Source organism: Microbacterium sp. Y356, assembly GCF_059445355.1.
The window spans coordinates 1,472,324-1,498,370 of the sequence record NZ_JCAIUE010000001.1 but is presented as its reverse complement, the minus strand read 5'-3'; the positions used below and the strand labels follow the sequence as shown (position 1 = coordinate 1,498,370).

The window sequence follows — 26,047 nt, the reverse complement described above, 5'->3', positions numbered from 1 at the left end:
GGGAACGGTGCGGGGCGAGCGCGGTGGCGCTCGCCCCGCAGATGGTGATCAGGACTCGAAGGCGAGGTCGATGAACTCGTCGACGTTGTCCTTTGTGACCACAGGGGCATCGAGCACGATGCGGAACGGAACGCTCGGCGTGATCAGATCGCTCATTGTCTTGCCCTGCGCGATCAGGCGTGCCATGGCGATGCCGTCGGCGGCCTGCGTCGACGGGTAGATGACCGTCGCCTTGATGACGCTGTCATCCGCCTTGATACGGTCCATCATGTTGACGCTGCCAGCACCGCCCACCATGAAGAACTCGTCGCGACCGGCCGATTCGATGGCGGCCATGACGCCGACGCCCTGGTCATCGTCATGGTTCCAGATCGCATCGATCTTCGGGTTCGCCGAGAGCAGCTGCGATGTTGCGCTCTCGCCGCCGGCCACGGTGAAGTCCGCGGCGACACGCGGGCCGACCTCGAGGCCGCATACTTCGAGAGCGTCCGCGAAGCCCTGCGAGCGGTCCTGCGTGAGTGGCAGTGAGTCAATGCCGGCGATCTCTGCCACGACGGCATCACTCTGACCATCAAGCTGCTCGCAGATGTATGTGCCGGCACTGACGCCCATGCCGTAGTTGTCGCCGAGGATCGTGACGCGGGATGCGAATGTGCTCGAGAACTCACGGTCGACGTTGATGACGGGGATGCCAGCATCCATCGCCTTCTGGGCGACCTGGGTCAGTGCGGCGCCGTCCGTGGGGAGAAGCACGATCGCATCCACATCGTCGTTGATGAACTTCTCAATAGCGGCGATCTGCTGGTTCGCGTCGTTCGTTCCCTCAGCCTGGAGCAGTTCGACATCGTCAAACCCCTCTGCCGCACTGATGGCACCCGAGCTGATGGCGCCGAGCCAGCCGTGGTCGTTATCCGGACCGGACCAGCCGATGGTGACCGTGTCGCCTGATGCCGTGTTCTCCTCGCTCGTGGTGCCCTGGTTTCCGGCTTCTCCTTCGCCCTCGGCACCATCGCTGGTGCAACCGGCCAGCAGGGTGACGGCGAACAGTGCTGCCGCTCCTGCCATCAGCGGGCGAAGCCCGCGTGTGCGCATGCCGTGCATGTCTTTCCTCCTTGAAATGTGATGCAGATGCGTGCGGTGCGTGCATGACGATCGGGACCGATTTGGTGCGCACCGGGCACTGACAAGGTCAAGCTAGCAGAAGATGTCATCATCTGGCCAGCTTTTGCCGCGACAAGATCAAAAGTCGATGAGCACCCAATAGGCCCCGTGATTGTGGGCGCCTACTGCGATCTCAGGGGTCCGCTACGGATCGGTCATATCGAAAGATCGCCGCTCGCGTTCACGATTCCAGCATGTTATGTTCATTGCGTGATCAAAGATGACCAGACCTCGGCATTACTCGAGATGCGCGGTGTCGAGAAGAGCTTCGTCGGTGTGCGCGCGTTGCGCGGAGTCAACCTCGAGGTGCGACCGGGCGAGGTGCACTGCCTGCTCGGCCAGAATGGCGCGGGCAAATCGACGCTGATCAAGACACTTGCCGGTGTGCACACGCCGGATGCCGGGGAGATTCGCTGGTTGGGCGAGCCGATCGAGATCGCGAACCCGCAGACGGCCATATCGCTCGGCATCTCGACGATGTATCAGGAGCTCGACGTCGTCGACGGCCTCACCGTGGCAGAGAACGTCTTCCTCGGACACGAGTTCGACAGGTTCGGATTCACACGCCGCGGTCAGCTCATCCAGCAGACGCGCAGGCTCCTCGAGCGGCTCGGCCATGGTTCGATGTCGCCGCATGCAGAAGTCGGTTCGCTCAGCGCCGCCGAGAAGCAGATCGTCAGTATGACCCGTGCCCTGTCGCACGACACGAAGCTCATCATCATGGACGAGCCGTCAGCAGTTCTCGATTCCGAAGAGGTACGCAATCTGTTCGCGGTGGTACGGGAGCTCACATCGCAGGGCATCGCGGTGGTGTACATCACCCACCGCCTCGAGGAAATCCGCCAGATCGGGGATCGCATCACAGTCCTCAAGGATGGCGCGACTGTGGCGAGCAACCTGTCCGTGGCCGATACGACCACCGCCGAACTGATCAAGCACATGACGGGTCGCACCGTGCAAAACGTCTTTCCTCCGGCGGATCCCATCGTTGCTGACGCACCTGTGCTGCTCGAAGTTGAGGATCTGGGACTTGATGGCGTGTTCGAGGACGTGTCGTTCTCTGTGCGTGCGGGCGAGATCATTGGCCTCGCCGGCCTTGTCGGCTCAGGACGCAGCGAGATCATCGAGACGATCTACGGTGCGAGGCGCGCATCGACCGGAACTGTCCGGGTCGGCGGGAAGGTGCTTCCGCGCGGATCCGTCTCCGCTGCAGTCGCCGCTGGCGTCGGGCTGAGTCCCGAAGAGCGCAAGTCGCAGGGCCTGGTGCTCGGAGAGCCGATCTTCAAGAACGTCACCCTTTCGTCATTTACACGGTTCGCCAAAGGCCCGCTGCTGGATGAGCGCAGCGAGCGCCGCACCGCAAAGGACCAGATCGCAGCCCTTGAGCTCAGGCCGGCGGATCCTGACCGTCCGGCGGCGACACTGTCCGGCGGAAATCAGCAGAAGATCCTGCTCGCGCGTTGGCTCGTGCACGGCAGCTCAGTACTGCTGTTGGACGAGCCCACCCGAGGCGTCGACATTGGAGCGCGATCAGAGATCTACGCGCTGATCCGTCGGCTCGCGGCATCCGGCCACGCCATCGTCGTCATCTCGAGCGAGATCGAGGAAGTCCTCGGACTCGCAGACTCGGTCCTCGTCATCGGCGACGGACGCGTCCTCACCACACTTCCCGCATCTGAGCTCGACGAGTCCGGCGTGCTCGACCTCGTCATGAAAGGAGTCGCCGCGTGAGCGTGCAGACCACACCCACCACTTCGCCGGGCCAGACCCCGGCCGAAACCACCTCAGTGCTACGCCGGCTGCTCTCCGGATCCGTCGGTCGCAATCTCGGTCTGGTCCTGGCGCTTCTGGTGATCATCGTCGTGGGGGCAGTGACCTCCTCGAACTTCCTGAACTTCGACAACGCGCTCGTGATCCTGCGTCAGGCGTCGATCATCGGCGTGATCAGCATTGGCATGACCTTCGTCATCATCGCCGGTGGCATCGACCTCTCCGTCGGGGCGGTTCTGGCACTGGCGTCCGTCGTCGCCTCACTGGCCGCGGTCCAGGACATCGCGAGCTCCAGCCACTGGATCGTGACGGTCATCGTCGCGCTGCTCGTCGGTGTCGGCGCCGGGCTCATCAACGGAGTCGTGATCGCCTATGGCAAGGTCGCAGCCTTCATGGCGACGCTCGCGATGATGGTCGGTGCGCGAGGCCTGGCAGAGATCCTGGCGAACAATCGCACCCTGGTGCTGAACGACCGCGACTTCGTGCGCGCTATGAACGTCGACCTGCTCGGCGTCGATGTCCTCATCTGGATCTTCGCCGTGGTCGCCGCCGCCGGCTGGTTCTTGCTCAATCGCACGACGTTCGGACGCCGCACGGTCGCGATCGGCGGCAACCCCGAGGCTGCGCGCCTCGCCGGCATCAAGGTGAAGCGCCACACGATGTGGCTGTACGCGCTCGTGGGTCTGACGGCTGGCATCGCGGCCGTCATGCTCCTCGGCCGCACCACGGCCGGAACCTCGACCCACGGCAACTTGTACGAACTGGATGCCATCGCCGCTGTCGTCGTCGGCGGCACGTTGCTCGTCGGCGGACGCGGCACGATCACCGGCACGGTGTTCGGTGTGCTGATCTTCGCGACGCTGTCGAACGTGTTCGTTCAGAACAACCTCACCTCCTCGGCGCAGGCCGTGGCCAAGGGCGTGATCATTGTCGTCGCCGTTCTGCTGCAGCAGCGTTTCGCCGTCGGACGTGTCCCGAAGAGCAGACTGGCGGCGATCAAGGCGGTACCGTCCGCATAGAATCAACAGACGCAGAGCCGTCGCCGGGGCCCGGATGCCGTGCCGCATGCATGATGCGCGTGGCCGTTCACAAGAAGTGCAGGGAAGAATGGCAAGCAATCTCAACGCCGGCGGTGTCGGCCAGCTCTTTCAGCTGCTGCGCGACGGTGAACCTCGTACCCGAGCGGAACTGGCAAAGACATCGGGCCTTGCCCGATCGACGGTGGCTGCGCGCGTGGACGAGCTCATGCGGAAGGGGTTGATCGCCCCCGTCGCTGATGCTGCCTCGACCGGCGGGCGGCCGCCCTCGCAGTTCGCGCTGAATCCCACGGCGAAGGTCGTCATCGCGGCCGACATCGGCGCCTCGCACACGACTGTCGCGGTGACGGATCTCGCCGGCACCATCCTCGCCGAACGCACCGGCAAGCTCGCCGTATCACTCGGGCCGGAGGCCGTGCTTTCATGGCTCGTTGAGGCCGCGAACGCGTTGATCACTGAGACCGGGCTCAGTCATGATCGCGTCGCGGCGGTCGGCGTCGGTGTGCCGGGACCCGTCGAGCACGCCACTGGTCGCCCGGCGAAGCCGCCGATCATGCCCGGCTGGGACGGTTTCGACGTGCCCGGTTGGGTGCAGCAACACCTGCAGGTTCCCGTGCTCGTCGACAACGACGTCAACATCTCGGCACTCGGCGAGCGCGCTTTCGCATTTCCGTCGACCGATCACATGATCTTCGTCAAGGTCGCAACCGGCATCGGCGCCGGAATCATCTCCGACGGACGGCTTCTTCGCGGAGCGCAGGGCATCGCCGGCGACTTCGGACATGTGCGCGTCGCGAGGGGAGCGGACGTTCCCTGCCACTGCGGAAATACCGGATGCCTTGAGGCGCTCGCCTCGGGACCAGCGATCGCGCGCTCGCTCAGCCAGCGCGGAATTCCGGCCACCGACGGCAACGATGTCGTCGAACTGGTCAAATCGGGCAGCCTCGAAGCGATTCAGGCCGTGCGACAGGCCGGCCGTGACCTCGGCGAGGTGCTCACGGCGTCCGTGAGCCTGCTCAACCCGTCTGTCATCGTCATCGGCGGTGCGATGGCACGCGTGGGCGAGCACCTGATCGCCGGCGTTCGCGAGGTCGTCTACACGCATTCCATGCCGCTGGCGACCGAACACCTCGCGATCGTGCAGTCCTTCACAGCAGGAGAAGCCGCGGTGCGCGGAGCCAGCCTGCTCGCGGTGGAGCACGTGCTGAGCCCGGAGATCCTCCCCCGTAGCTTCGCGCTCGACGGCTGACGCCGCTGTCGCCTACTCCGCGACGCGGGCCGCGATGTCGCTGCGGAAGTGGGCGCCATCCAGACTGATGCGGCCCATGGCGTCGTATGCGTGTGCACGCGCTGCGGCGAAGTCCGAGCCAACCGCGACGACGTTGAGTACGCGGCCGCCGGTGGCGACGAGGTCTCCGCCCGGAGCGTCAGGGGCGGCCGTTGCTGCATGGATGATTCGCACGCCCGCTACGCCTGCGGCATCCGCAAGTCCGGAGATCTGGCGACCGGTCTGCGGTGCCTCCGGGTAGCCCTCGCTGGCAAGTACGACGGTGATCGCAACGTCGTCGGAGAACTGCGGTTGCGGCTGATCCTCAAGATTTCCGGATGCTGCGGCCAACAGCAGCTCTGACAGGGGAGTGACCAGGCGCGGCAGCACGACCTGGGTCTCTGGGTCGCCGAAGCGCGCGTTGAACTCGATGACCTTTACCCCAGAGGTGGTGAGGATGAGTCCGGCATAGAGGAGTCCGATGAACGGGGCGCCGTCGGCATCCAGTTGGCGGATGACCGGCATTGCGACCTGCTCGGTGACCAGCTCGACGAACTCTTGCTCGCTTCCGAATTGCTCGTTCAGCCACGGCAGAGGCGAGTACGCGCCCATGCCGCCAGTGTTAGGGCCCTCGTCGCCGTCGAAGGCACGCTTGAAGTCTTGGGCGGGGCTGAGTGCGCGCACCGTGTCGCCGTCGCTGAGGAAGAAGAGTGACACCTCTGGGCCCGCGAGGAACTCCTCAACGAGCACGGGGCCTGCGGGTAGGTAATGAGCCGCGTGTGCGCGCGCCTCATCGCGGTCGGAGGTGACGATGACGCCCTTGCCCGCAGCCAGGCCATCGGCCTTCACCACATAGGGGGCACCGAGATCGTCGAATGCGGTGTCGACATCGGCGATGGATGCTGCGCGCACAGCGCGTCCGGTCGGGACACCGGCGGCATCCATCACTCGCTTGGCGAAGGCCTTCGATCCTTCCAGCTGGGCCGCGGCCTTGCCGGGGCCGAACACCGGGATGCCGCGCTCGCGCAGCGCATCAGCGACACCGGCGACGAGCGGAGCTTCGGGACCAATGACGACGAGGTCGACCGCGTTCTCGTTCGCGAACGTGGTGACGGCACCACCGTTGAGCTGGTCAACGACGACGAGCGTCGCGTCCTGAGCGATGCCGGCGTTGCCGGGCGAGCAGAGAATCTCATGCTCGGCCGCTTCTGCTCGAAGGGCGAGGATGATCGCGTGCTCACGGGCACCGGAACCGAGGACCAGAATCTTCACGGTTCCAGACTACCGAGCCAGGCGGTGACCGTCAGTTCTCCACGGGTCGTTCGTCTGTCTCGTCCCACGGCACGTTCCAGCCGCACGCGTCGAATACGCGATCGAGCACCATCGCGGTGAATCCCCACACGATGGTGCCGTCGACGTCGAACGCTGGTCCTTTGAAGACGATCGGACCGCTTCGGGTGACCGAGCGGAAGCGCGACGCCGGGTCAAGCAGCTGCGCGACCGGCACTCGGAACACCTCGACGGTCTCGGCATGATCGACCGCCGCCACCTTGGACGGCTTCGTCCACCAGCCAAGCACGGGGGTGACTCGGTGGTTGCTGGACGCGAGCGGAAGCTCCGGCAGCACGCCGAGCACTTCGACGCCGGTCGGATCGAGACCGGTTTCCTCTTCGGCTTCGCGTAGTGCCGTGTCGATGACATCTCGGTCGCTCGCATCGCGTCCGCCACCGGGGAACGACACCTGCCCCGGGTGAGATGAGAGTGTAGACGCGCGCCGTTGCAGCAGCACGTCGAGATCCTTCGCGACCGCGGTGCCGACCGTGCGGGCAGGGATGTGGTCAAGCACCCCGAACAGAATCAACACGGCTGATTCGCGGGCAGCCGTGCGGTCGGCCAACTGGGGGAGCACTCGCGTCGCCCAATCGCCCGTCTGCACCGCATTCAGCAGCTGGGCGCGGGCGCCCCCCGGATGCTGATCGACACTCACACCTTGACCCTACGCGCTGCGCGACAGGGAGGATCCGGGAAGATGGACCCATGGCCAAGAAGATCGATATCGCTGACGGACGGGCGGCTCTGGATGCCGTGCGCACTGCGACCGCGGCAGGGGAGAAGCCCGCGCGCACTGCCTCGGCGACGGCAGTGCGCTATCTGCTGCAACTGCTAGATGAGAAGGCCCCAGGTAACAGCGTCGAGGTGCGGGTGCCGCCGTTCGGCGCAGTGCAGGTCGTTCAAGGGCCGCGGCACACCCGCGGCACCCCGCCGAACATCACCGAGATGGACGCGCAGACCTGGATTGCCCTCGCGACCGGCGCCGAGACGTGGGCCGACGCCGTCGCCGCAGGGCGGGTGCAGGCTTCCGGTACGCGCGCAGACCTCTCAGACCTGCTGCCGCTTCGCCCGTAGAACCTGGATCAGGAACGCATCCTCAGCCCATAGGTGAACAGTGGGACAATAGGAGTATGTCTGCGCCCGAGTCCCACGAGATCGTCGAAGCCACCGTTCGCCGTGTGCCGCGCTACGGCGTGTTCATGGCCATTGGCGTCGTGCTCGGAATCATCGCCGCCGGCGTCTTGACGATGGTGGGCAACTATGAGCCTTCGACGGTGAACAATGTGGTTTACCCGCCGAGCCAGGTGTTCGGATTCGCCCTGCTATGGACGGCACCGATCGGCCTCGCGCTCGGCGCACTCGTCGCCATGTTGCTTGAGCGCATTGCTCGCCGCCATGACCGCGTTGTGCGCGTCGACCACGAAACGATCATCGAAGCGGACTGATCGGAAACTGGTCTAGGCCGATCAGGCCAGTTCGGCGATGACCGGTCGGATGGCGGCGTCGAACGCCACCACGTCTCGCCGCAGCCCGTCCGTTACTGCGACTGAGAGCGCGCCGATCCACCAGATTCCACGCTGCGAGAACGGCAACACCTGCACGTTCAGCTCGAAGGAATGCGCACGCCTGCCGATCTCCCGCTCGAACTCTGCGATCGCGCTCGCATAAGCACGATACGAGCTGCCACCGGTGGCAGTGTCCATCGAGTCGACGTAACGGTTGTGTGCAGTCTGCGCATACTTCTGAACAGACGTCGCGAGCGGAGCGATTGCCTCACGAAGGTGCTCGGCGCCGCTGGCAGGCAGCGCGACGATCGTGTCGAATCCGTCGACGAGCTCCAGCGGCACATCAGAGTGATGTGCGCGCGGCTCGACAGTCATGTTCCAGTACTCGCGCCACTGCGCTTCCAGCTCTGCCGTGGCGTCCGTCGCGTCCGGGGCGCGCACCTGAAGATCACGCAGACTCGGCAGATCTTCTGGTTCACGGATGCCGAGCATCTGGCGCAGCGCGAGTGCGACGAGCACCGGAACCCCGGCGTCTTCGCGGATCAACCACTGCGGCTTGTCTGCCATGGCACCATCCTAGGGAGATCTCGCGGTGCCTGCGGAGGTCGGGGTGGCTTACTGGATGGGACACCAGTTGCCGGTAGTGCGCCCGAACCCTAGGTTCAGGATTCAGCTGGCATCTTCTACGTCGCTGGCATCCGAAACGAAAGATCAAGGGAGATCACGTGAAATCCTTTTTGCGTTCAGGGATCGCGCTGGTGGCGGCCGCGGTGCTCGGCGCCGGGCTGTTTGCTGCGAGTTCAGCAACAGTCGCCGCCGGAAACGGAAACGGCAACGGACACGGCAATGGAAACGGCAACGGCAACAAGCCGGTCACCGCTTCGGACATCTATCTCGACGGCGTGGCGGACTACGGCGCGTGCCGCGGCACTGATGCTGACTGCTACCACGACTGGGGCAACGGCTGGACGGAGGGCGAAGAGAAGCGCATCCTCATCTGGAGCCGCACCGGTGGTCCGCGCCATGCGCACCTCGGCACGCCGCTCGCGCCGGGACTGAACCCGGCTCTGAATGCCGACAATGTCGCACAGGCCGGTCTGAAGAGCTGGGCAGAAGAGCGCGGAATCGCGGTGGACTACACCGAAGATCTCGCAGCATTCTCAAGGCTCGACAAGTATCAGGCGATCGTGTTCCTCAGCCCGACCCGTGACAGCCTGGACGACGCAGCCCAGACCTCGCTCATGAAATATGTCCGCGGTGGTGGTGGGTTCGTTGGCATCCACAACGCGCTCGGTACCGAGTACAACTGGCCGTGGTACGAGGGCCTCCTCGGCGGCACGAACTTCTTTGACCACGCACCCAACCGCGCGGGGACTGTGGAAGTCATGAACAAGAAGGACGTGACGACGAGCTTCATGCCCAAGACGTGGGCGTTCACAGACGAGTGGTACAACCTCTACCCGTACCCCAGCCACGTCAACGTGCTGCTTGAGGTTGACGAGGCGACCAGCCTCAACGGCCGCGCAACCGGCCACCCAGGGCACGGCGAGAATCACCCGGTCAGCTGGTGCCAGTACTACGACGGCGGTCGGTCATTCGTCTCCAGCCTCGGCCACGCGGTCGAGAACTGGACGGATGCTGAAGGCGAGAACGACGAGCTCTTCAAGAGTCACGTCATGGAAGGTCTCGAGAGCGTGATGGGCATCAAGCCCTTCTGCAAGTCCTGATCCGCCAGATGGGCCCGAATGCGCGACACGCGTTCGGGCCCATTGCGTTCCCTCACACCACGCACTAGCTTCAGTCTCGGGCAGGTCGAAGAAGCTGCCCTACGAAGGATCCCGATGTCGCGTCTCTCCAGCTCTCCAGGTTCCAGCGGTCCCGCGTCTGTACTCACACGAATTCTTTCGATACTCGATGCGGTCAAGCGGGCAAACGGCACGGTTTCCGTGACCGTCATCGCCACGGCGACCGGCATCCCGAAATCGACCGCCGCTCGTCTGGTGAGCGAACTGGTCGCGCAACGCTACCTGATGCGCGACAGTGAGGGAGTCACGCTGGGCCTGCGGCTGTTCGAGTTGGGTGCGCTGGCCACCATGCCGCGCCGACTGGTCGCAGCTGCCGCACCGATCATGAGCCAGCTGGCCCAGCACACTGGCGAACGCGTCGGACTGTGGGTGCAGCAGGGGGTCGACATGGTCTCTCTCGCGGCCGCTCCTGGACGGCTGCCGATGCTGCCCACCTGGGCGGGGATGCGCTCACCGGCGTTGACGACCGCGAGCGGCAAGGCCTTCCTCGCATTCTGTGAAGACCAGCACGTCATTGATCGCGTCAGCGCGCCGCTGTTTGCGGAAGAGGCCGAGCACTTCCATGAGGAGCTCCTTGCCGTGCGGACGTCGATGCTCGCCACAGATGCCGGTGCGTCCTATCAGGGCGTGCTGGCCGTCGCGAGCCCGATCATCAGTTCAGACAGCAGCGTCATCGGCGCGATCTCTGTGGCGGGTCCTGCAGGCGGAATGCGGCCAGACAATATCGCTCCGCTGGTTCGTGCAGCTGGCGTCTCGCTGACCAGACGCCTCGCTGCGGCCTGAGCATCATGCGGACCGCTTCTTGGACGGAAACCGTCAGCGTTCTCGATCGAATGACCGCAATCCTCGACGCCTTCAGCGAGGTCGGTGAAGGCGGAGAAGGACTAGGCGTGACCGAGCTCGCTCGGCGCGCGAACCTTCCGAAATCGACCGTCTCTAGAATCGCTGCTGACCTCGTCGAGGAGGGCTATCTCGACCGCGTCGGCATCCACCTATATTTGGGCCTGCGCCTGTTCGAGCTCGGCCAGAGCGTGGAGCGGCCCCGTCGGCTTCGTCGGCTCGCCATCAGCGCTATGACCGGCCTGCGCGATACCACCGGGCACAATGTGCAGCTGGCGATCGCCGATGGTGAAGACGTCGTCGTGATCGCCAATGCGCGAGGACGAGATGCCGGTTTCCCCGCTGCACGCATCGGTGAGCGGCTGCCCCGTGCGGCGACAGCACTCGGCGCCGTCTTCGCTGCCTTCGAGCCGGCAGGCGGCGCCCACGAGGCAGTGGCGACTTATGAGGCCTTCCACGGCGGACACCTATGCGTGGCGAGTCCTGTGCAAGAGCGTGGGCACGCGGTCGCGGCTCTCGCGTTGAGTGGTGCTGTCGGTGTGCTCGATCCTGTGGATGCCGCACCAATCGTACGGCGCGCGGCCGCGACGATCAGCCGCCTCATCGCCGCCTCATAGAGCTCGTCTGAGACAGCTGCCAGACACAAATGCACCCGCCAGACACAGAGGCGGGGCGAGCGCTTTCGCGCCCGCCCCGCCTTCAGTCGATCAGATCATTTCGCGGATTCGCGGATGCTCTCGTATGCCTCGAGCGTCTCACCGGAGTAGTGGTCTGTGAAGTACGCTTCGGCTTTCTCGATGAACGCATCGATGTCGATCTCGTCCTTCTCGATGACGGTGAAGTCGGGGTTGTCGCGGTAGCCCTGGACGATCTCTTCGGTCTCTTCCTCGACGCAGGTGCGGTTCTCGCCGCGGATCTCGTGAATCGTCTCGTTCAGCAGTTCGGTCTGCTCTTCGTTCAGCTTTTCGTACGTCTTGTCTCCGACAACGACGAACTGGATGCCGACATTGTGGTCGTTCAGCATCGCGACGTTGAGCACCTCGTCGTAGCTTGACGAGTGGGTGGCGACGATCGGGTTCTCCTGCCCGACGGCGATGCCCTGCTGCAACGCCGTGTAGAGCTCTTCGACTGCGACCGAAACCGGACTGTCGACACCGAGTGCTTCGGCGTTCGCAAGGAAGCCAGGCGAGTTCGGGAAGCGGATCGGGACGCCGGCGAGGTCTTCCGGACTTCGGACTTCGACGTCTTTGGTCGTGAACGTGCGGTTGCCGAACAACCAGCCATCCACGATCGTCACGCCGGTCGTGTCGTGGAACGAGCTGAACAGGTCGGCGGACCCGTCATCGATCCATGAGAACGCGTGGTCGACGTCATCGAATGCGTATGCGGCGTCGACCGCCTCGATCGGTGCGAAGGTGGCGGCGAGTTCTGACCCGCCAAGCAGGTCGATGTCGATGTCACCCGCCTGCACCAGGGGGAACCGGTCGGCGTGCGGGCCGAGCTGGCTCGATGGATAGAGGTCGACGGTGAAGCCGAGGTCGGAAGACTCCAAGCGCTCCTTGAGCAGTTCGACACCGCAGTAGTAGTTGGGAGTCTGCTCGTTCTGGGTGAGCGAGACGGTGAGCGTGACCTCGTCTGCGCCCGATCCGCCGGCTGGCTCCGGCGAGGTACCGCCGCTGCATCCAACCACCATGAGTGCGGTTGCAGCGAACGCCGATGTGGTGACGATGCTTCGACGCATCGTGATCTTGCTGACCATGTGATTCTCCTCTGTTCTTGCGCTTCATTGCGCTGGTCTGCTGTGTATGAGTGACTCTCACTCGCGGGTGACTTTTTGCCAACTGTGCTCTCGCCGAATGGAACGCCTAGGTGGTGAGCGCGTCCGCAGCGCGGACGGCGAGCTCGTAACCGAATGGCCCCGCGCCGGCAATGACCGTGGTCGCGACCGCTGACATCAGAGAATGCCGATGCGCCTCATCTCGGGCGTGGATGTTCGAGATGTGAATCTCGACGATGGGGATGTTGAGGATGCGCAGCGCATCGAGCACGGGTACCGATTGGAAACTCAAACCCGCCGGATTGATCACGACGGCAGCGCCGTCACGGTACGCGTCGTGCAGCCAATCGATGATTTCGTGCTCGGCGTTGGATTGGGCAAACATCAGCTCGAAGCCGACCTCGTCGGCGACACGAGTGCATTCGGACTCGATGCCTTTGAGAGTTGTCGTCCCATAGATCTCGGGCTCGCGATGGCCCAGCATGTCGAGATTGGGGCCGTTGAGCACGTAGAGCTTCCTGGTCACGGTCTAGTCCTTTCGATGACTCGCGTCAGAGGTTGAGCAAAGTGGGAACGATCGTGACGATCGCAGGGAAGAGTGTCAGCAGGAGAAGTACCAGCCCAAGGGGAATCAGGAAGGGAAGGACGCCGCGGAACAGCTCGCCCATGGGCCTTCGGGTGACAGATCCGACCACGAACAGCACCGCGCCGACCGGCGGCGTAAGAGAGCCGATCATCAGGTTGATGATCATGATCACGCCGAGGTGCACCGGATCGATTCCGTAGGTCGCGCTGATCGGCATCAGGATCGGCACGAGTACGAGGATCACCGGCGTCGCCTCCAGGAAGATGCCCAGCAAGATCAACAGCACGTTGAGCAACAGCAGGAAAATAACGGGGTTGTCCGTCAGGGTGGTGAGAGCTTCGCCGAGATTTCGGGAGACCTGCTCGCGGGTAAGAACCTGGCCCAGCAGGTTCGATGCGCCCAGGATGAGCAGGATGCCGCTGGATATTAAGACGGTCTCCTTCGTGGCCCTCCAGAGCCTGCGCCACGTGAGCGTTCGATACATCGCACCGAGGGCGAGCATGACGGCTGCCGCGATCCCGGCGCTTTCGGTGGGGGTGAACCATCCGCTGAAGATGCCGCCGAGGATGATCACCGGAATCGTCATCGGGCCGATCACACGGACCGTCGCGCGACGCAGCATCGCCCCGCTGAAGGAGCGGCTTCCTGCGATCTCCGGATGCATGCGCACCCAGATGAAAATATAGACGGCCAAGCCGAGCGCCATGAGCGCTGCCGGAAGAACTGACCCCGCAAACAGTGCGCCCGTCGAGATGGACGCCGTCGCCGCGAACAGAACGGCCGGGATGCTCGGGGGCATCACGGTGCTGAGCAGCGAGCCGGCTGAGGTGAGGCCGGCGGAGAACCCGTAGGGGTAGTTCGCCTTAAGCATCTGCGGAACCTGCACCTTGCTCGTGGAGGCGGCGTCGGCCAATGCCGACCCACTGATCCATGAGAACCCGACCGCAGTGGTGAGGTTGACGTAGGCGAGGTTGCCGGGCAGCCTCGGCAGCAGCGCCTTCGCGAAGTCGTAGAGTCGCGTGGCGATGCCGAGGTGGTTCGCGATCGTGCCGACGAAGATGAACAGCGGCACCGCGAGCAGTGGGAAGCTGTTGATCCCGTTGACCATGGCGGTTGTCGCGTACCCCGCGGAGAGGTTGTGACTGTAGAAGTACAGCATGCTCGGAGCGATCATCGCGAAGGCGACGGGTACTCGCAGCAGTAGCAGGACGACGATGAGCAGGGCGTAGAGCCAGAGATCCATGGATCAGCCCTCCATTTCGGAGATCTCGAGCTGACGCTCTGGTCGGTTTGCGTGGGGAATCTTCCAAATCGAGTGGATGCCGGTGGAGAGGCCACCGATGAAGGCGAAGATGTAGAGGATCCCCAGTGGTATCCCCATCGCCGCGCTCACGCGCATCCATTCGAGCCCGATCTTGACGTAGGCGTCGTAGACGAGCCCGATGCTGGTAAGCACCATGATCGCCGCGGCGGTCACACGCAGCACCACGAAGAGCTTCTTCCCGCGCAGCACGCCGTCGAACACCTCGATGACGATGTGACCATTGCGTCCGGTCAGGTAGCCCATCATCATGAACGTCATCGCGATCATCGACAGCAGCGCGAGCTCACCGGAACCGACCCAGCCCAGGGCGGGAAAGTAGCGACCTACCACCTGGTGCATGACGCCGAGGAAGATTCCTGCGAAGAGCGCGACGGAAATGATCATCTCGGCGCTGGAGAGCACGCGGATGAACCGCGACTCCCTCGGTACGTCCGCGTTCAGGTCGGGAGCAGTGAAGACGGTTTCGGTGTGCCCGAAGATCGACTCATCACGTTCCTTGCGTCCTCGCATGATTGACCTCTCTGTCGTGGCGGTTCGCTGACCGCTGTGGTAACTCTGTCTGTGGTGGTTGCACCCGCCAAAGCCAGTCCCAGCGAATGGGACGGGCCCAGAGCACACGGGTGCCGCGCCGCCATGGGAGGCGACGCGGCACCGGATCGTGCGTTGGGCTCTACTTGGTCACGGTAACGCTCACCGTCGATCTGACCTCTTTCTGCACGCCGTCATGCACAGCATTCGTGACGACAGTCAGCTCAGTCACCCCGCTCGGCACGTTGTTGTCGAGATCGGCTTTGTCGAACTTGAGGACCACGTGGTTCCTGCTGCCGGTCACCTTCGATGCCGTGATGGGCTGCAGACCCAGCTCGGTCTCCAGGAACACCTCGCCTTCCTGCGTGTATCCCTTCGGGAGATCGAGATGCGCGTTGATGGTGCCCTTCACATTTGTGAAGAGACCCTTCTTCGCCTTCAGGTCGATCTTTCCTGGACGGATCGTCAAGGCGCCAGGAATCTCCTCGGATGCGGCATACACCTCGATCTTGCCGGTGGGACGCGGGTCGGTGCAGTCGTTGAAGAAGTAATCGCCCGCCTTGTCGAAGGTGTGCTGATAACTCTCCCCAGGCTGCAGACGTGCATTGAACTCGCCCTCAAAGAACTGCGTGGCGCAGTGCTCGAGCAGGTTCGGATGCTGCGCGAAGGTATCCGCTCCAGGGTTGAGGAACGTCACCGCCGTGCCAACCGGTACGCGCAGGTGCGTGGGCTGCATGGCCGCCTGATTGGTGCTGTCTGCAGCCGCGACCGTGTCGGACGTGCGATCTGCGCGAGCCAGCAGCACAGTGTTGTCGACAGTGCTGCCTTCGACGGCGTTCCCGCTGACGGGTCGGCGGATCGACAGCGGCGCTGTCGACGGACCTTCCTGGCTGCCGGACGCGGTGACGTAGTCGCCGTCGAGCTTGAACGCCCACAACGAGTCGCCCTGCGTCACCGATCCGCCATACGGGTTCGTGGTGCCTGCGGCGAGGACGGCGACGTACTGCTCGCCGTCGATCTCGTAGGTGACGGGTGCGGAGCCGATGCCGTTGCCGGTCTGGAACTCCCAAAGCACATCGCCCTTCTTGGCATCCATCGCGAGCAGACGCCCGTCGATCTGGCCGACGAAGACCAGATCGGATGCTGTCGCGAGCGGACCTTGACCGTGTGACATGTCCGTGCCGAGGTGCTGGGTCCACTCCACCGCACCGGTGGAGGCGTCATACGCGACGATGCCGCCGGTCTGGTACTGACCGATCGCGCGCTGACCGTTGGCGGATGCGCCATTCCAGTGCGCCACGTTGTTCGTGCCATACGGGAAGTACACGAGGTTCGTGTTGTGGCTGTATGCGTTGTTCGACCAGTCACCGCCGCCGTTCTGGCTGGTGGTGGACAGGATCGGGAGATCCCACTGCGGGTCATACATGCAGCCTTCGCGGTTGCCGACGTGACCTTCGGGGTACGTCAGGTGCTCCTGGTCTGCGGCGACGTAGCTGTCCGGGTTGAATACGAGATTCCCGTCTTCGTCCGGCTGGTACCCGTTGTAGTTGGGAACACCTCGCCAGGGGTCTCCAGGAATGTTGTCAGCACCGAGCTTCTCCCAGGCCACGCATTCAGGCAGCAGACGCTCAGTGGGGAACGGCTGGGTGTCAGAGTTTGCCTGTCGATCGTCCGTGATCACGGGAGTCTCGGTCAACGGCAGCACAGGTTTGCCGTTCGTACGGTCCAGCACGAACTGGTGGCCGGACTTGCTGCCGTAGAAGATCACCTGGCGCTCTTTGCCGTCGATCTCGATGTCGGCGAGGTTCGGGGCGTGCACGTTGTCCATGTCCCAGATGTCGTGGTGGATCGACTGGTAGTGCCACTTGTACTCGCCGGTTGCGGCGTCGACAGCGACGAGAGTGTCGGAGAAGACGTTGTCGCCGGGGCGACCGGAACCATCCTGTGAGGTGTTGCAGCTACGCGGGTTGCCGAAGGTCATGTAATACATGTCGAGTTCTGGGTCGACGGCGCCGTGCACCCAGGAGGTCGCGCCGCCCTCGGCCGCGCAGTCGGTGCCGTCTTCGTGCACCGGGCCCCATGTCTCAGAGGCGTCGAACGTGTTGCCGTTCACATCGGTGAACTCTTCACCGCGAGTGGGACCGCCGAAGAAGTGCCAGACGTAGCTGCCGTCACTGGCATCAAGAGCGACGACCGCACCCCGGTCGCCGTCGGCTGCGTGCGCATACACGAGGCCCTCCGAGTACACGGTCGCGACCTTTGCGACGCGTCCGAGGTCCTCGCCATTCGGGCCTGTTGGCTGAACTGCCCAGATCTCTTCGCCGGTCGCCTGATCGAGGGCAACGACGCGGTTGTCGCCTGCAAGCGTGTAGATGCGTCCTTCACCGGCAGACACCCCACGGCGTGTGCTCGACATTCCGTAGTCATGGTTCTCCCACTTCCACGCGGTCTCGCCAGTGGCGCCATCGACCGCGGCGACACCGCCGCTGGGAGTGTCGAGATAGATCATGCCGTCGACGACGATCGGCGTCGTCTGCTGGCCCACATCGTCAGAGGCTGGCGCTGCCGCCGATAGATGCGTCTGCCACGTGGGAGCCAGCTGGTCGAGGTTCTTCTTCGTGATCTGAGTGAGAGCGGAGTAATGCTGGTTGCCGAGGTTTCCCCCGACGGTGGGCATGTCTTCCTGGGTTGGCGCGGTGGCGGTCAGACCGTCACCGACGGGATCATCGGCTGCGAATACGGGGCTGACGGCGAGTGAGAGCGTCACTGCCGCTGCGATCCCCGCCACCCCCAATCGTGTCGCGAGATGGGTGGACATCGTTAGCTCCTTGATCGTTATCGGTCCCCAGAACTCTTTGGAAGCTATCGACCTTGCGGAGCCCAGCCAACCATCGGCCCATCGGGTGAGACAGATGCGGAAGTTCGTCGTCTCCAGCGGCGGTAGTCTTGTCGTGTGGCTGCCTCCCCCACTAACCCCTATTCCGAAGCCGGCGTCGACACCGCAGCAGGTGATCGTGCGGTCGCGCTGATGAAGTCTTCTGTGCGCGCAACGCACGGCCCTGAAGTGCTCGGAGGTTTCGGCGGCTTCGCCGGTCTCTTCGACGCCAGCGCGCTGCTTGGTTACACCAAGCCGCTGCTGGCGACCAGCACCGATGGCGTCGGCACGAAGGTCGCGATCGCGCAGGCGATCGACAAGCACGACACGATCGGACAAGACCTGGTCGGCATGGTCGTCGATGACATCGTCGTCGTGGGCGCCAAGCCACTGTTCATGACCGACTACATCGCCTGCGGAAAGGTCGTGCCCGAGCGCATCGCCGACATCGTGCGCGGAATCGCGGATGCCTGCACAGCGACCGGCACAGCACTCGTCGGCGGCGAGACTGCCGAGCACCCCGGCTTGCTCGGCGTGAACGACTACGACGTCGCAGGCGCTGCCACCGGCATCGTCGAGGCGGATGCCGTTCTCGGAGCTGAAAACGTCCGCGACGGCGACGTCGTGCTGGCGCTAGCATCCAGCGGACTGCACTCCAACGGCTATTCGCTTGTGCGTCACATCATCACCGGTGCTGGCATCGGCTACAGCGACACTGCCGCAGACTTCGCCACCACCTGGGGCGAGACTCTCCTCGAGCCGACGCGCCTCTACACGCTCCCGCTGCTGCGCCTACTCGACACACTTGCAGACGGCAGCGTGCACTCCCTCAGCCATGTCACCGGCGGCGGCATCGCCGCGAACCTGGCACGCGTGCTGCCGCAGGGCAGCTGGGCAGAGGTCGACCGTTCCACCTGGTCGCCGAGCCCGATCTTCCGTGTGCTCAGCGACATCGCCGGATCCACACTGGAATCTGCCGAAGGCACGTGGAACCTCGGCATCGGCTTCCTCGCCGTGATCGACGCGAGTCAGAAGGATGCTGCCATCGCTGCGCTCGCCGTAGAGGGCATCGACGCCTGGCAGGTCGCCACAGTTGGAACCGGCGCACGCCCGGCCGGAGAATTCGAAGAGGGCGCCAAGGGCGTCGACGGCGGTGCGGTGCGTCTGGTTGGCGCATACGCGAATGGAGCGAAGTAACACCCAATGTGCGGAATCGTCGGAGTGGTCGCAGGCGGCCCGGTCAACCAGGACATCTACGACGCGCTCCTGCTTCTGCAGCACCGCGGGCAGGATGCCACTGGCATCGCCACGGCAGAGCCCAATGGTGTCATGCACATCACGAAGGCCGAAGGCATGGTGCGCGAGGCCTTCCGCACGCGCGACATGCGCACCCTTCTCGGCAACGTCGGCCTCGGCCACGTCCGTTACGCCACCAAGGGCACCGCGTCGAGCGAAGAGGAAGCTCAGCCGTTCTACGTGAACTCGCCGTACGGCATCATCCTCATTCACAATGGCAACCTCACCAACACGCGTGAGCTCACCGCCGACATGGCCAAGCGTGATCGTCGCCACCTGAACTCGTCCAGCGACACCGAACTGCTGCTGAACGTGCTCGCCGGTGAGCTGCAAGCCACGACTTCGGATGTCGACCTCGACCCTGAGCGCATCTTCGAGGCAGTCACTCGCACGCACCAGCGCATCGAGGGCGCTTACGCAGTGATCGCAGTACTCGCCGGATACGGTCTGCTCGCATTCCGCGATCCCTTCGGCATCCGTCCGCTGATCCTGGGTCGCCGCGACGGGGCAGAGCACGACGAGTGGGTCGTCACCAGCGAATCGCTGGTGCTGGAAAACGGTGACTACGAGGTTGTCCGCGAGGTCGCACCGGGTGAGGCTGTCTTCATCAACGATCAGGGTGAGCTGTTCAGCAGGCAGTGCGCTGAGAACCCCACGCTCACCCCCTGCGCCTTCGAGTACGTGTACCTCGCTCGTCCGGACTCGACGATGAATGGCATCGCCGTGTACGAGTCGCGTCTGCGGATGGGCGATCGTCTCGCCGACACGATCGCCAAGCACGTGCCGATGGACAAGATCGATGTCGTCATGCCGATCCCGGACTCCGCACGCCCCTCTGCGATGGAAGTCGCCCGCAAACTCGGCATCGAGTACCGCGAAGGTTTCTACAAGAACCGCTACGTCGGCCGCACATTCATCATGCCCGGCCAGGCGGTGCGCAAGAAGAGCGTGCGACAGAAGCTCAACGCGATGTCGACCGAGTTCCGTGGCAAGAACGTGCTGCTGATCGACGACTCGATCGTGCGCGGAACGACGAGCAAAGAGATCATCCAGATGGCTCGGGATGCCGGCGCCCTCTCCGTCACGTTCGCCTCAGCCGCCCCACCGGTGAGGCACCCGCATGTGTATGGCATCAACATGCCGTCCAAACACGAGCTGATCGCCTACGGCCGTACGATCCCGGAGATCGCGGAAGTGCTCGGCGCCGATCACCTCGTCTACCAAGAGGTCGAAGATCTGAAGGCCGCGATCATCGAGGGCTCTGACGTCACCGATCTCGACATGAGCTGCTTCGACGGCCGGTATGTTACGGGAACCGTCACTGAGGAATACCTCGGCTGGGTGGAGAGCTCCCAGACTTCGTGACGAATGCGCGTCCGCTGTGGCGAGGGCGTGTTCTCGCTCTTCTCGGCATCGTGCTGTGCGCGTTCTCGCTGCGGTCAGCGGTAGCTTCGCTATCGCCGGTGATCGACTACGTCGCAGCCGACTTCCCACTGCCTGCTGCGGTTGTCGGTCTGATCGGCACTGCCCCACCGGTGTGTTTTGCCATCTTCGGGCTCTGCGCCCCAATGTTTGTGCGTCGGCTGGGCCTCGAGCGGGTCACGATCATCGCGCTCTCTGCGATCGCTGCAGGTCTCGTGCTGCGCGGGTTCTCGATCGGGTCGGTGTCGCTCTTGCTCACCACCGCACTGATTTTCGCAGGCGTCGGTATGGGCAACATCCTTGTGCCACCACTGGTGAAGAAGTACTTCCCTGATCGCATCGGCACGATGCTGACGCTGTACACGACGGCGATGGCGTTCTCGACGTTCTTGCCGCCGCTTGTCGCGGTTCCTGTGGCGGATGCTGCGGGCTGGCGCATGTCGTTGGGGCTGTGGGGCGTGTTCGCGATCGCCGGTGTCGTGCCGTGGATCGCCATGCTCGTGACCGGGCGCGCGGCGGCGCAGCCGTCAGTGGATGCTCCGCTGCGCGCACGAAAGACTGCCTCGGTCGCAGCATCCGATCCGGCAGAACTGTCGACGGGGCCTATCGCTGTGGTGCCCGCGAATTCGCAGGCATTCTCCCGCCTGGTCCGGCTGCCTCTTGCCTGGGCGATCGCCGTGGTCTTCAGCACCTCGTCGATCATCGCCTATGTATCGTTCGCGTGGTTGCCCACGATTCTCTCCGACGTCGCGGGTGTCTCGGCAAGTACCGCGGGTCTGCTGCTGTCGGTGTTCGCTCTCATGGGGCTTCCCGCATCGCTGCTCGTGCCCGTGCTGGTGGTGCGGTTTCAAGCCACTCGCCAGGTGTACGCGGTTGCTTCGGTGTGTGGGCTACTGGGCGTTGCCGGACTCCTGTTCTGGTCGAACCCGATCACGGTATGGCTGTGGGTCGCGCTCTTCGGCATCGTCGGCGTCATGTTTCCGCTGGCGCTCGTACTCATCAGCATCCGCTCACGCACGCCAGAGAGCGCTGTGGCACTCAGCAGTTTCGTGCAGAGCGTCGGCTACTTGATCGCGGCCGGTTTCCCCCTGTTGATCGGTGTGCTGCACGAGGCCAGCCAGAGCTGGACAATTCCGCTACTCGTCATCGGCGGCGTGCTCATCGTCTCGATCCCGTTCGGGGTCATCGCTGGGAGACGCCGCACGGTCGAGGAAGAGTGGGAACTGCGCCACGGCACCTGGTGACCCGCTTCGACGTGCTCAGGCGGCCGTGACCTCGTCACCGACGCGGATGACGCCGCCCCGGCCGGAGCGGTCGTCAACGTCGCCGCTCACGCCGGGTAGCAACAGGAGCCGGCCGAGGGTCGGTTTGTGCTGCCCCAGGCGGTCGGTGAGCGTCGTCAGCACCTTTGCATCTCGTACGCCGCTGTCCGGGTTCACGTGGGTCGCAAGGCATCGGCCGATCGGCGCAGCGGTGGCGAAGACCACGTCGCCGATGCGCACCTCGCCGGCCCATTCGAGTTCTTCCCAGGCGTCGACGCCATCGATCACCACGTTGGAACGGAACCGGCGGTCGTCGATCGGTTGTTCCAGCGCCTCGCCGAGCGCGGCGACGCTGGCCGTGCTGTGCACTGAGACGTAGCCGCGCGCACGATCCTGGAACCGAGAGCGATCTCCGTCTCCGACGAGGATCAGGGGCAGCCGGCCCGGTCGGCGCAGTCGGCGAGCGTCGGGGGAATCGAGTACATACCGCGTCATCACGGTCTCCAGCTCTGCGCGCCCGTCTGGGTCGAGCCCCGCATCCACCAGGATTCGATCGCCGTGCGAGATCGTGACCCGGTGCATCTCGTCGTCGTACGACAGGTGGAGCGCTGCAAGGGCGGGGAAGTCCTGCAATGCCAGGCCATTGGACTTCGGCCAGTGGTCGAGACCGTCGTGATCCTCCGGTGTCGCGGCATCCGCGAATCGGAAGGCGAGCACGCGGTCGCCAGCGACTCGACCGTCCGGCTGTACAACCAGCTCGTCAAGTCGCTGCGGAGTGAAACCTTTAACGGGGTGGCGGAAGAGGGCGACGACGCGAGGCATGAACGTCATTCTCGCAGGTACATCGATTGGTGCGCGGGTACGTCGATGACCCCGTCGCGCACGGCTACGGGGTCATCGAAGAATACGGGGACAACAACGAGTGCGGATCGTCGAAGAATGAACTCGGGCTTCAGGCCTTTTCGAGTTCGTCTTCGTCTTCGTCCGCATACTCGTCGGCCCACTTATCGACGTAGGCGTTCTCGTCGTCGGAGGGGTGAGCGAGCTCACGCTCCAGCGCAGAGGTGTTCAAGGACGGACTATACGCCTTGAGTTCTCGAGCGATTTTAGTGTGTTTCGCCTTTTGACGGCCACGGCCCATGCGCGAGACCCCCTTACGAGTTAGGATGCGGGCATTTAGAGGCCCGATGCATTTCACGACACCGGCGTGCGGCCGGTAAGAGTAACATTCAGAATAGCACGAGGGCCAGGTTCTCTGGCCTTCGCCGGTAGGTGAAGGGAACGATTCTCATGGCAGATGCAACGTCCTCCACGTCCGACGAAGTGGCCCAGAATGCCGCACTGCAAAAAGCAGTGATCGTCGGCATGCAGCCCGGTCAAGCGGCGCACGTCCTGAAAGAAGCAGCGCGCTACGCGAAGCTGCTGAATGTCCCACTCGTGGTTGCGCATGTGGATGTCACACGTTTCGTCACCTATGAAGATCCGGACGGCTACGTGCACTCTGCGCCGATCGATCTCAATCTCGAAGCAGGCGCCGCCGAGTTCGAAGAGGTCCAGGCTGAAGCAGGCGCTGTCCTCGACAACACCGGGCTCACCTGGACTGCACGCCAGCTCGTCGGTGACCCGGCCTTGGCGATCAAGCAACTCGCCAACAAGCTCGACGCACAGCTCATCGTCGTCGGCACGCGCAAGCGCGGCCTTGGTGAATCGATCCGTGAGTTCTTCACTGGATCAGTTGCCGCACGTCTTGCTCATCGCCAGCACCGCTCGGTGCTGGTCGTGCCGTTGGAGGAGTCTGTGCCAGACGACCAGGCCGAGATCTGGACCGACTAGCGGTCAGCGGCCTGGTGTACCGAGTGCCTGGGTGACGGCGCGGGCCGCCGCATCCAATGCATTCTCCAGATCGGTGACGACTGTCGATGCCAGGCTTCCTCCACGGGCGACGTGCGTGCGCAAGTCGGTGCGAGTTCTCGCACGGAAGGCGTTGATCGCCGCGTCAGCGCGATGCAGTTCCTCTCGGCTGGTGACCCGCTCGTCGGCCATCGGTGAGGATGTCGACGGCCGGCTCTTCGAGGCAGTCCGCTCATCATGCGCCGCAGAGGCGAGGTCGGCGCGGAGGCTCTTCATGGCATCCTGAACGCTCTGCCGCACCTCGTTGGCGATCAGGCGCACCGAGTCGGTGAGGCCAGATTCGATGCCGGCGAGATCTCCTTCGCGCCCGGCGACCTCGGCCCGTCCGGCATCCGTGATCGCGTAGATCGTGGTGCGACCATCGACGGTCTTGGTGACCAGGCCCTCTTCCTCGAGTTTTGCGAGCCGAGGGTAGATGGTGCCGGCACTGGGTGTGTATGTGCCGCCGGTGCGGTCGGTGAGAGCCTGGATGATGCCGTAGCCGTGCTGTGGCGACTCCGCGAGCAGCGACAGCAGGTACAGACGCAGGTCGCCGTGAGAGAAGACGGCGGGGGTCATGAGTCCCACTCCTCGTCGTCGGCCACCGTGATCATGGGCTGGCGCAGCACGGTCGTATCGCCGGAGACCGAGTTCGTGCGGATGTCGACGAATGTGCCTGCGAGCTCACCGGTCGATCCGGTGTAGTTGGTCGGACCGGAGTTTCCGCGGTTGATGCCGTCGATCATTACGCCGCCGCTCATCGAGCGCACTACGTAGTTGGCGGGGAGTGTCTCTTCGAGGCGGATAGTGCTGTTGCCGGCGACTGTGTTCAAGCTGATGGTGTTGACGGCGCCCGTGGCATCCACCCAGATGGCACCCGAGACGGTGTCGATCGTCGCCTTGCGCACCGAGCCGGTGATGGCGACGTCACCCGAGACGCTGTTTGCGTTCACTGAGCCGGTGAGTCCGTGCACCTGCACGTCGCCCGAGACCGAGTTCAGTGTCAGATCGCCCGTGTGGGTGTCGACGATGAGGTCACCGGAGACGGTGTTCAGGCGGGCGTCGTTGGTGAGGCCCGAGATCAGGGCGCCAGCGCTGACCACGCCGAGGTTCAGCGCGATGCTGCGGGGAACGGCGACGCTGATCTCCGCGCGCGGGCCGCCCGCGCCGAAGTTGCGGAACACGTCGAGGAAGTTGTCCCAGCCCAGTTGCGGGTGGTCGATCTCGATCTGAGTGCCGTCGGATTCGATGCGGAGGTCTTTGATGGTGACGCCGTGCACCTCGATGCGGATGCCTGGTTCGTCATGCGCGATGACGTCGATCTGCCCGCCGACCAAGCCGACCTTGAGTCGGGTTGCCTGCGCGATGTCGATGACGCGTTCCTCGCCGGGGGCGATAAGCCACTTCTCGGTCATGGGTTCTCTCCTGGATTGTGGCGATATCGAGATATATCGCGTGTAGAGAGAGTAACACGATATATCTCGAGTTTGTCAAGAGTTCGTGGGCGAGGAGGTTGACATTGACGTGGCGTCAACTTTTATCGTGGGAGATAACAACACGGAAGGAGGATGCATTGGACAGTAATGACTGGTCAATCCAGGAGATCTCACGGCTGGCGGGCACGACCAGCAGGACGCTGCGTCATTACGACGACATCGAGCTACTGAAGCCCTCGCGCATCGCGTACAACGGCTATCGGCACTATGACCAGGCGGCGCTCGTGCGACTGCAGCGAATACTGCTGCTGCGCGAGCTCGGACTCGGTCTGCCGCAGATCGCGGAGGTGCTCGCCCCTTCGAACGGTGCGGACGACACTACCGAGGCATCCGCCCTCCGTACCCACCTCGCGTACTTGCGCGAGGAGCAAGACCGGCTGACGCGACAGATCGCGTCGGTCGAATCGACCGTGAACGCATTGAAAGCAGGTGAATCTCTCATGGCAGAGAACATGTTCGACGGCTTCGACCACACCCAGTACAAGGATGAGGTTGAGCAGAGATGGGGCAAGAAGGCCTATGCCGACAGCGACCGCTGGTGGCGGGGGATGACGGATGCCGAGCGTGCCGAGTGGCGACAGCTCGTCTCCGACCTGGGTCGCGACTGGATCGCGGCCGCAGAGAGCGGCGTGGACGCGGCATCCGATCAGGCCCAGGCCCTCGCGAAGCGCCACGTGGAATGGCTCGTGAGTGCGCCTGGCACCCCGGGAGCCTCCAAGGAGTACATCATCGGCCTCGGTGAGATGTACGTCGCTGATCCGCGGTTCGGGGCGAACTACGCCACGAGCGCGGGTGGCTCGCAGGGCGCCGAGTTCGTGCGCGACGCACTGCGCGTCTACGCGGAGGCAAATCTGTAGCAGAGGGCGGAGGGCCG

26 protein-coding genes are annotated in these 26,047 nt (G+C 64.1%); 13 read left to right on the top strand and 13 right to left on the bottom strand.

All coding sequences use genetic code 11. The features are described 5' to 3' along the window. Nucleotides 1-48 precede the first annotated feature (48 nt). Complete coding sequence (locus tag AC1C2Q_RS07170; RefSeq protein ID WP_495430390.1) at nucleotides 49-1,101, bottom strand: substrate-binding domain-containing protein; 1,053 nt, start codon at nucleotides 1,099-1,101, stop codon at nucleotides 49-51. A 306-nt stretch (nucleotides 1,102-1,407) separates the two neighbouring features. Here AC1C2Q_RS07170 and AC1C2Q_RS07165 point away from each other — a divergent pair, with 306 nt between their 5' ends. From AC1C2Q_RS07165 to AC1C2Q_RS07155, 3 genes are all read left to right on the top strand, one after another. Beyond that, a complete protein-coding gene (locus AC1C2Q_RS07165; RefSeq protein ID WP_495450556.1) occupies nucleotides 1,408-2,892 on the top strand; it encodes a sugar ABC transporter ATP-binding protein in 1,485 nt (494 codons plus the stop codon). Continuing rightward, on the top strand, nucleotides 2,889-3,950 hold the full coding sequence (locus AC1C2Q_RS07160; protein WP_495449536.1) for an ABC transporter permease: 1,062 nt from the start codon (nucleotides 2,889-2,891) through the stop codon (nucleotides 3,948-3,950). Before AC1C2Q_RS07165 ends, AC1C2Q_RS07160 begins: the two co-directional genes overlap by 4 nt. Nucleotides 3,951-4,038: 88 nt before the next feature. Beyond that, nucleotides 4,039-5,217, top strand: a complete 1,179-nt coding sequence (locus AC1C2Q_RS07155; protein WP_495449535.1) for an ROK family transcriptional regulator — start codon at nucleotides 4,039-4,041, stop codon at nucleotides 5,215-5,217. Nucleotides 5,218-5,229: 12 nt separating this feature from the next. Here the strand turns inward: AC1C2Q_RS07155 and purD are convergent, their stop codons facing one another. Continuing rightward, nucleotides 5,230-6,507 carry a phosphoribosylamine--glycine ligase gene (gene purD / locus AC1C2Q_RS07150; protein ID WP_495449534.1) on the bottom strand — a complete coding sequence of 426 codons (1,278 nt, stop codon included), beginning with the start codon at nucleotides 6,505-6,507 and terminating at the stop codon, nucleotides 5,230-5,232. Between the two features lie 31 nt (nucleotides 6,508-6,538). Next, complete coding sequence (locus AC1C2Q_RS07145) at nucleotides 6,539-7,222, bottom strand: NUDIX hydrolase (RefSeq protein WP_495449533.1); 684 nt, start codon at nucleotides 7,220-7,222, stop codon at nucleotides 6,539-6,541. Between the two features lie 50 nt (nucleotides 7,223-7,272). On the opposite strand from AC1C2Q_RS07145, the gene AC1C2Q_RS07140 reads away from it, so the two are divergent. Both AC1C2Q_RS07140 and AC1C2Q_RS07135 read left to right on the top strand, forming a co-directional pair. Then, complete coding sequence (locus AC1C2Q_RS07140; RefSeq protein WP_495430386.1) at nucleotides 7,273-7,641, top strand: sterol carrier family protein; 369 nt, start codon at nucleotides 7,273-7,275, stop codon at nucleotides 7,639-7,641. A 56-nt stretch (nucleotides 7,642-7,697) separates the two neighbouring features. After that, nucleotides 7,698-8,012 carry a potassium transporter Trk gene (locus AC1C2Q_RS07135; RefSeq protein WP_495449532.1) on the top strand — a complete coding sequence of 105 codons (315 nt, stop codon included), beginning with the start codon at nucleotides 7,698-7,700 and terminating at the stop codon, nucleotides 8,010-8,012. 21 nt (nucleotides 8,013-8,033) lie between these two features. On the opposite strand, the gene AC1C2Q_RS07130 is transcribed toward AC1C2Q_RS07135, so the two are convergent. Beyond that, on the bottom strand, nucleotides 8,034-8,639 hold the full coding sequence (locus AC1C2Q_RS07130; protein WP_495430384.1) for a zinc-binding alcohol dehydrogenase: 606 nt from the start codon (nucleotides 8,637-8,639) through the stop codon (nucleotides 8,034-8,036). 158 nt (nucleotides 8,640-8,797) lie between these two features. On the opposite strand from AC1C2Q_RS07130, the gene AC1C2Q_RS07125 reads away from it, so the two are divergent. From AC1C2Q_RS07125 to AC1C2Q_RS07115, 3 genes are all read left to right on the top strand, one after another. After that, nucleotides 8,798-9,799, top strand: coding sequence for a ThuA domain-containing protein (locus AC1C2Q_RS07125; protein WP_495449531.1), 1,002 nt, complete (start codon nucleotides 8,798-8,800; stop codon nucleotides 9,797-9,799). A 114-nt stretch (nucleotides 9,800-9,913) separates the two neighbouring features. Continuing rightward, nucleotides 9,914-10,660 carry an IclR family transcriptional regulator gene (locus tag AC1C2Q_RS07120; protein ID WP_495430382.1) on the top strand — a complete coding sequence of 249 codons (747 nt, stop codon included), beginning with the start codon at nucleotides 9,914-9,916 and terminating at the stop codon, nucleotides 10,658-10,660. A gap of 50 nt (nucleotides 10,661-10,710) precedes the next feature. Beyond that, nucleotides 10,711-11,334, top strand: coding sequence for an IclR family transcriptional regulator (locus AC1C2Q_RS07115; protein WP_495449530.1), 624 nt, complete (start codon nucleotides 10,711-10,713; stop codon nucleotides 11,332-11,334). Between the two features lie 95 nt (nucleotides 11,335-11,429). On the opposite strand, the gene dctP is transcribed toward AC1C2Q_RS07115, so the two are convergent. From dctP to AC1C2Q_RS07090, 5 genes are all read right to left on the bottom strand, one after another. Beyond that, nucleotides 11,430-12,476, bottom strand: a complete 1,047-nt coding sequence (dctP, locus tag AC1C2Q_RS07110; protein ID WP_495430380.1) for a TRAP transporter substrate-binding protein DctP — start codon at nucleotides 12,474-12,476, stop codon at nucleotides 11,430-11,432. A 106-nt stretch (nucleotides 12,477-12,582) separates the two neighbouring features. After that, complete coding sequence (locus AC1C2Q_RS07105) at nucleotides 12,583-13,020, bottom strand: type II 3-dehydroquinate dehydratase (RefSeq protein ID WP_495430379.1); 438 nt, start codon at nucleotides 13,018-13,020, stop codon at nucleotides 12,583-12,585. A gap of 25 nt (nucleotides 13,021-13,045) precedes the next feature. Beyond that, nucleotides 13,046-14,323, bottom strand: a complete 1,278-nt coding sequence (locus AC1C2Q_RS07100; RefSeq protein ID WP_495430378.1) for a TRAP transporter large permease — start codon at nucleotides 14,321-14,323, stop codon at nucleotides 13,046-13,048. 3 nt (nucleotides 14,324-14,326) lie between these two features. Then, nucleotides 14,327-14,914 carry a TRAP transporter small permease gene (locus AC1C2Q_RS07095; protein ID WP_495430377.1) on the bottom strand — a complete coding sequence of 196 codons (588 nt, stop codon included), beginning with the start codon at nucleotides 14,912-14,914 and terminating at the stop codon, nucleotides 14,327-14,329. Nucleotides 14,915-15,074: 160 nt separating this feature from the next. Next, on the bottom strand, nucleotides 15,075-17,750 hold the full coding sequence (locus AC1C2Q_RS07090; protein WP_495449529.1) for an outer membrane protein assembly factor BamB family protein: 2,676 nt from the start codon (nucleotides 17,748-17,750) through the stop codon (nucleotides 15,075-15,077). A 135-nt stretch (nucleotides 17,751-17,885) separates the two neighbouring features. On the opposite strand from AC1C2Q_RS07090, the gene purM reads away from it, so the two are divergent. From purM to AC1C2Q_RS07075, 3 genes are read left to right on the top strand one after another with little or no spacing between them, the layout of a single operon-like run. Continuing rightward, entirely contained in the window at nucleotides 17,886-19,004 is a 1,119-nt protein-coding gene (gene purM, locus AC1C2Q_RS07085) for a phosphoribosylformylglycinamidine cyclo-ligase (protein WP_495449528.1), read from the top strand. 6 nt (nucleotides 19,005-19,010) lie between these two features. Then, the gene (gene purF / locus AC1C2Q_RS07080) at nucleotides 19,011-20,468 is read left to right on the top strand and encodes an amidophosphoribosyltransferase (protein ID WP_495430374.1); all 1,458 of its coding nucleotides are present in this window, start codon (nucleotides 19,011-19,013) and stop codon (nucleotides 20,466-20,468) included. Then, nucleotides 20,465-21,769 (top strand): MFS transporter, encoded by a 1,305-nt coding sequence (locus tag AC1C2Q_RS07075; protein ID WP_495449527.1) that lies wholly within the window; start codon nucleotides 20,465-20,467, stop codon nucleotides 21,767-21,769. The genes purF and AC1C2Q_RS07075 overlap by 4 nt, the downstream gene beginning before the upstream one ends. A gap of 15 nt (nucleotides 21,770-21,784) precedes the next feature. On the opposite strand, the gene AC1C2Q_RS07070 is transcribed toward AC1C2Q_RS07075, so the two are convergent. Then, nucleotides 21,785-22,609 carry an MOSC domain-containing protein gene (locus AC1C2Q_RS07070; RefSeq protein ID WP_495449526.1) on the bottom strand — a complete coding sequence of 275 codons (825 nt, stop codon included), beginning with the start codon at nucleotides 22,607-22,609 and terminating at the stop codon, nucleotides 21,785-21,787. A gap of 130 nt (nucleotides 22,610-22,739) precedes the next feature. Then, nucleotides 22,740-22,928: a DUF3073 domain-containing protein gene (locus tag AC1C2Q_RS07065; RefSeq protein ID WP_206494397.1), complete on the bottom strand. Its 189-nt coding sequence runs from the start codon at nucleotides 22,926-22,928 to the stop codon at nucleotides 22,740-22,742. Nucleotides 22,929-23,077: 149 nt separating this feature from the next. Between AC1C2Q_RS07065 and AC1C2Q_RS07060 the strand changes: the two genes are divergently transcribed. Next, nucleotides 23,078-23,620 carry a universal stress protein gene (locus tag AC1C2Q_RS07060; protein ID WP_495430371.1) on the top strand — a complete coding sequence of 181 codons (543 nt, stop codon included), beginning with the start codon at nucleotides 23,078-23,080 and terminating at the stop codon, nucleotides 23,618-23,620. Between the two features lie 3 nt (nucleotides 23,621-23,623). On the opposite strand, the gene AC1C2Q_RS07055 is transcribed toward AC1C2Q_RS07060, so the two are convergent. Further along, nucleotides 23,624-24,256, bottom strand: a complete 633-nt coding sequence (locus tag AC1C2Q_RS07055; protein WP_495430370.1) for a PadR family transcriptional regulator — start codon at nucleotides 24,254-24,256, stop codon at nucleotides 23,624-23,626. Next, complete coding sequence (locus AC1C2Q_RS07050; RefSeq protein ID WP_495430369.1) at nucleotides 24,253-25,092, bottom strand: DUF4097 family beta strand repeat-containing protein; 840 nt, start codon at nucleotides 25,090-25,092, stop codon at nucleotides 24,253-24,255. Before AC1C2Q_RS07050 ends, AC1C2Q_RS07055 begins: the two co-directional genes overlap by 4 nt. A gap of 158 nt (nucleotides 25,093-25,250) precedes the next feature. On the opposite strand from AC1C2Q_RS07050, the gene AC1C2Q_RS07045 reads away from it, so the two are divergent. After that, the gene (locus tag AC1C2Q_RS07045; RefSeq protein ID WP_495449525.1) at nucleotides 25,251-26,030 is read left to right on the top strand and encodes a MerR family transcriptional regulator; all 780 of its coding nucleotides are present in this window, start codon (nucleotides 25,251-25,253) and stop codon (nucleotides 26,028-26,030) included. The last annotated feature ends 17 nt before the right edge of the window (nucleotides 26,031-26,047 follow it).

Bases quoted from the DNA above. Each gene is read 5' to 3' on its own strand.
- AC1C2Q_RS07060 (WP_495430371.1), top strand. From the start codon at position 23,078: ATGGCAGATGCAACGTCCTCCACGTCCGACGAAGTGGCCCAGAATGCC.
- AC1C2Q_RS07165 (WP_495450556.1), top strand. From the start codon at position 1,408: ATGCGCGGTGTCGAGAAGAGCTTCGTCGGTGTGCGCGCGTTGCGCGGA.
- AC1C2Q_RS07130 (WP_495430384.1), bottom strand. From the start codon at position 8,639: ATGGCAGACAAGCCGCAGTGGTTGATCCGCGAAGACGCCGGGGTTCCG.
- AC1C2Q_RS07050 (WP_495430369.1), bottom strand. From the start codon at position 25,092: ATGACCGAGAAGTGGCTTATCGCCCCCGGCGAGGAACGCGTCATCGAC.
- AC1C2Q_RS07055 (WP_495430370.1), bottom strand. From the start codon at position 24,256: ATGACCCCCGCCGTCTTCTCTCACGGCGACCTGCGTCTGTACCTGCTG.
- AC1C2Q_RS07170 (WP_495430390.1), bottom strand. From the start codon at position 1,101: ATGCACGGCATGCGCACACGCGGGCTTCGCCCGCTGATGGCAGGAGCG.
- AC1C2Q_RS07120 (WP_495430382.1), top strand. From the start codon at position 9,914: ATGTCGCGTCTCTCCAGCTCTCCAGGTTCCAGCGGTCCCGCGTCTGTA.
- AC1C2Q_RS07070 (WP_495449526.1), bottom strand. From the start codon at position 22,609: ATGCCTCGCGTCGTCGCCCTCTTCCGCCACCCCGTTAAAGGTTTCACT.
- AC1C2Q_RS07115 (WP_495449530.1), top strand. From the start codon at position 10,711: ATGACCGCAATCCTCGACGCCTTCAGCGAGGTCGGTGAAGGCGGAGAA.
- AC1C2Q_RS07100 (WP_495430378.1), bottom strand. From the start codon at position 14,323: ATGGATCTCTGGCTCTACGCCCTGCTCATCGTCGTCCTGCTACTGCTG.
- AC1C2Q_RS07090 (WP_495449529.1), bottom strand. From the start codon at position 17,750: ATGTCCACCCATCTCGCGACACGATTGGGGGTGGCGGGGATCGCAGCG.
- AC1C2Q_RS07135 (WP_495449532.1), top strand. From the start codon at position 7,698: ATGTCTGCGCCCGAGTCCCACGAGATCGTCGAAGCCACCGTTCGCCGT.
- dctP (WP_495430380.1), bottom strand. From the start codon at position 12,476: ATGGTCAGCAAGATCACGATGCGTCGAAGCATCGTCACCACATCGGCG.
- AC1C2Q_RS07155 (WP_495449535.1), top strand. From the start codon at position 4,039: ATGGCAAGCAATCTCAACGCCGGCGGTGTCGGCCAGCTCTTTCAGCTG.
- AC1C2Q_RS07065 (WP_206494397.1), bottom strand. From the start codon at position 22,928: ATGGGCCGTGGCCGTCAAAAGGCGAAACACACTAAAATCGCTCGAGAA.
- purF (WP_495430374.1), top strand. From the start codon at position 19,011: ATGTGCGGAATCGTCGGAGTGGTCGCAGGCGGCCCGGTCAACCAGGAC.
- AC1C2Q_RS07140 (WP_495430386.1), top strand. From the start codon at position 7,273: ATGGCCAAGAAGATCGATATCGCTGACGGACGGGCGGCTCTGGATGCC.
- AC1C2Q_RS07095 (WP_495430377.1), bottom strand. From the start codon at position 14,914: ATGCGAGGACGCAAGGAACGTGATGAGTCGATCTTCGGGCACACCGAA.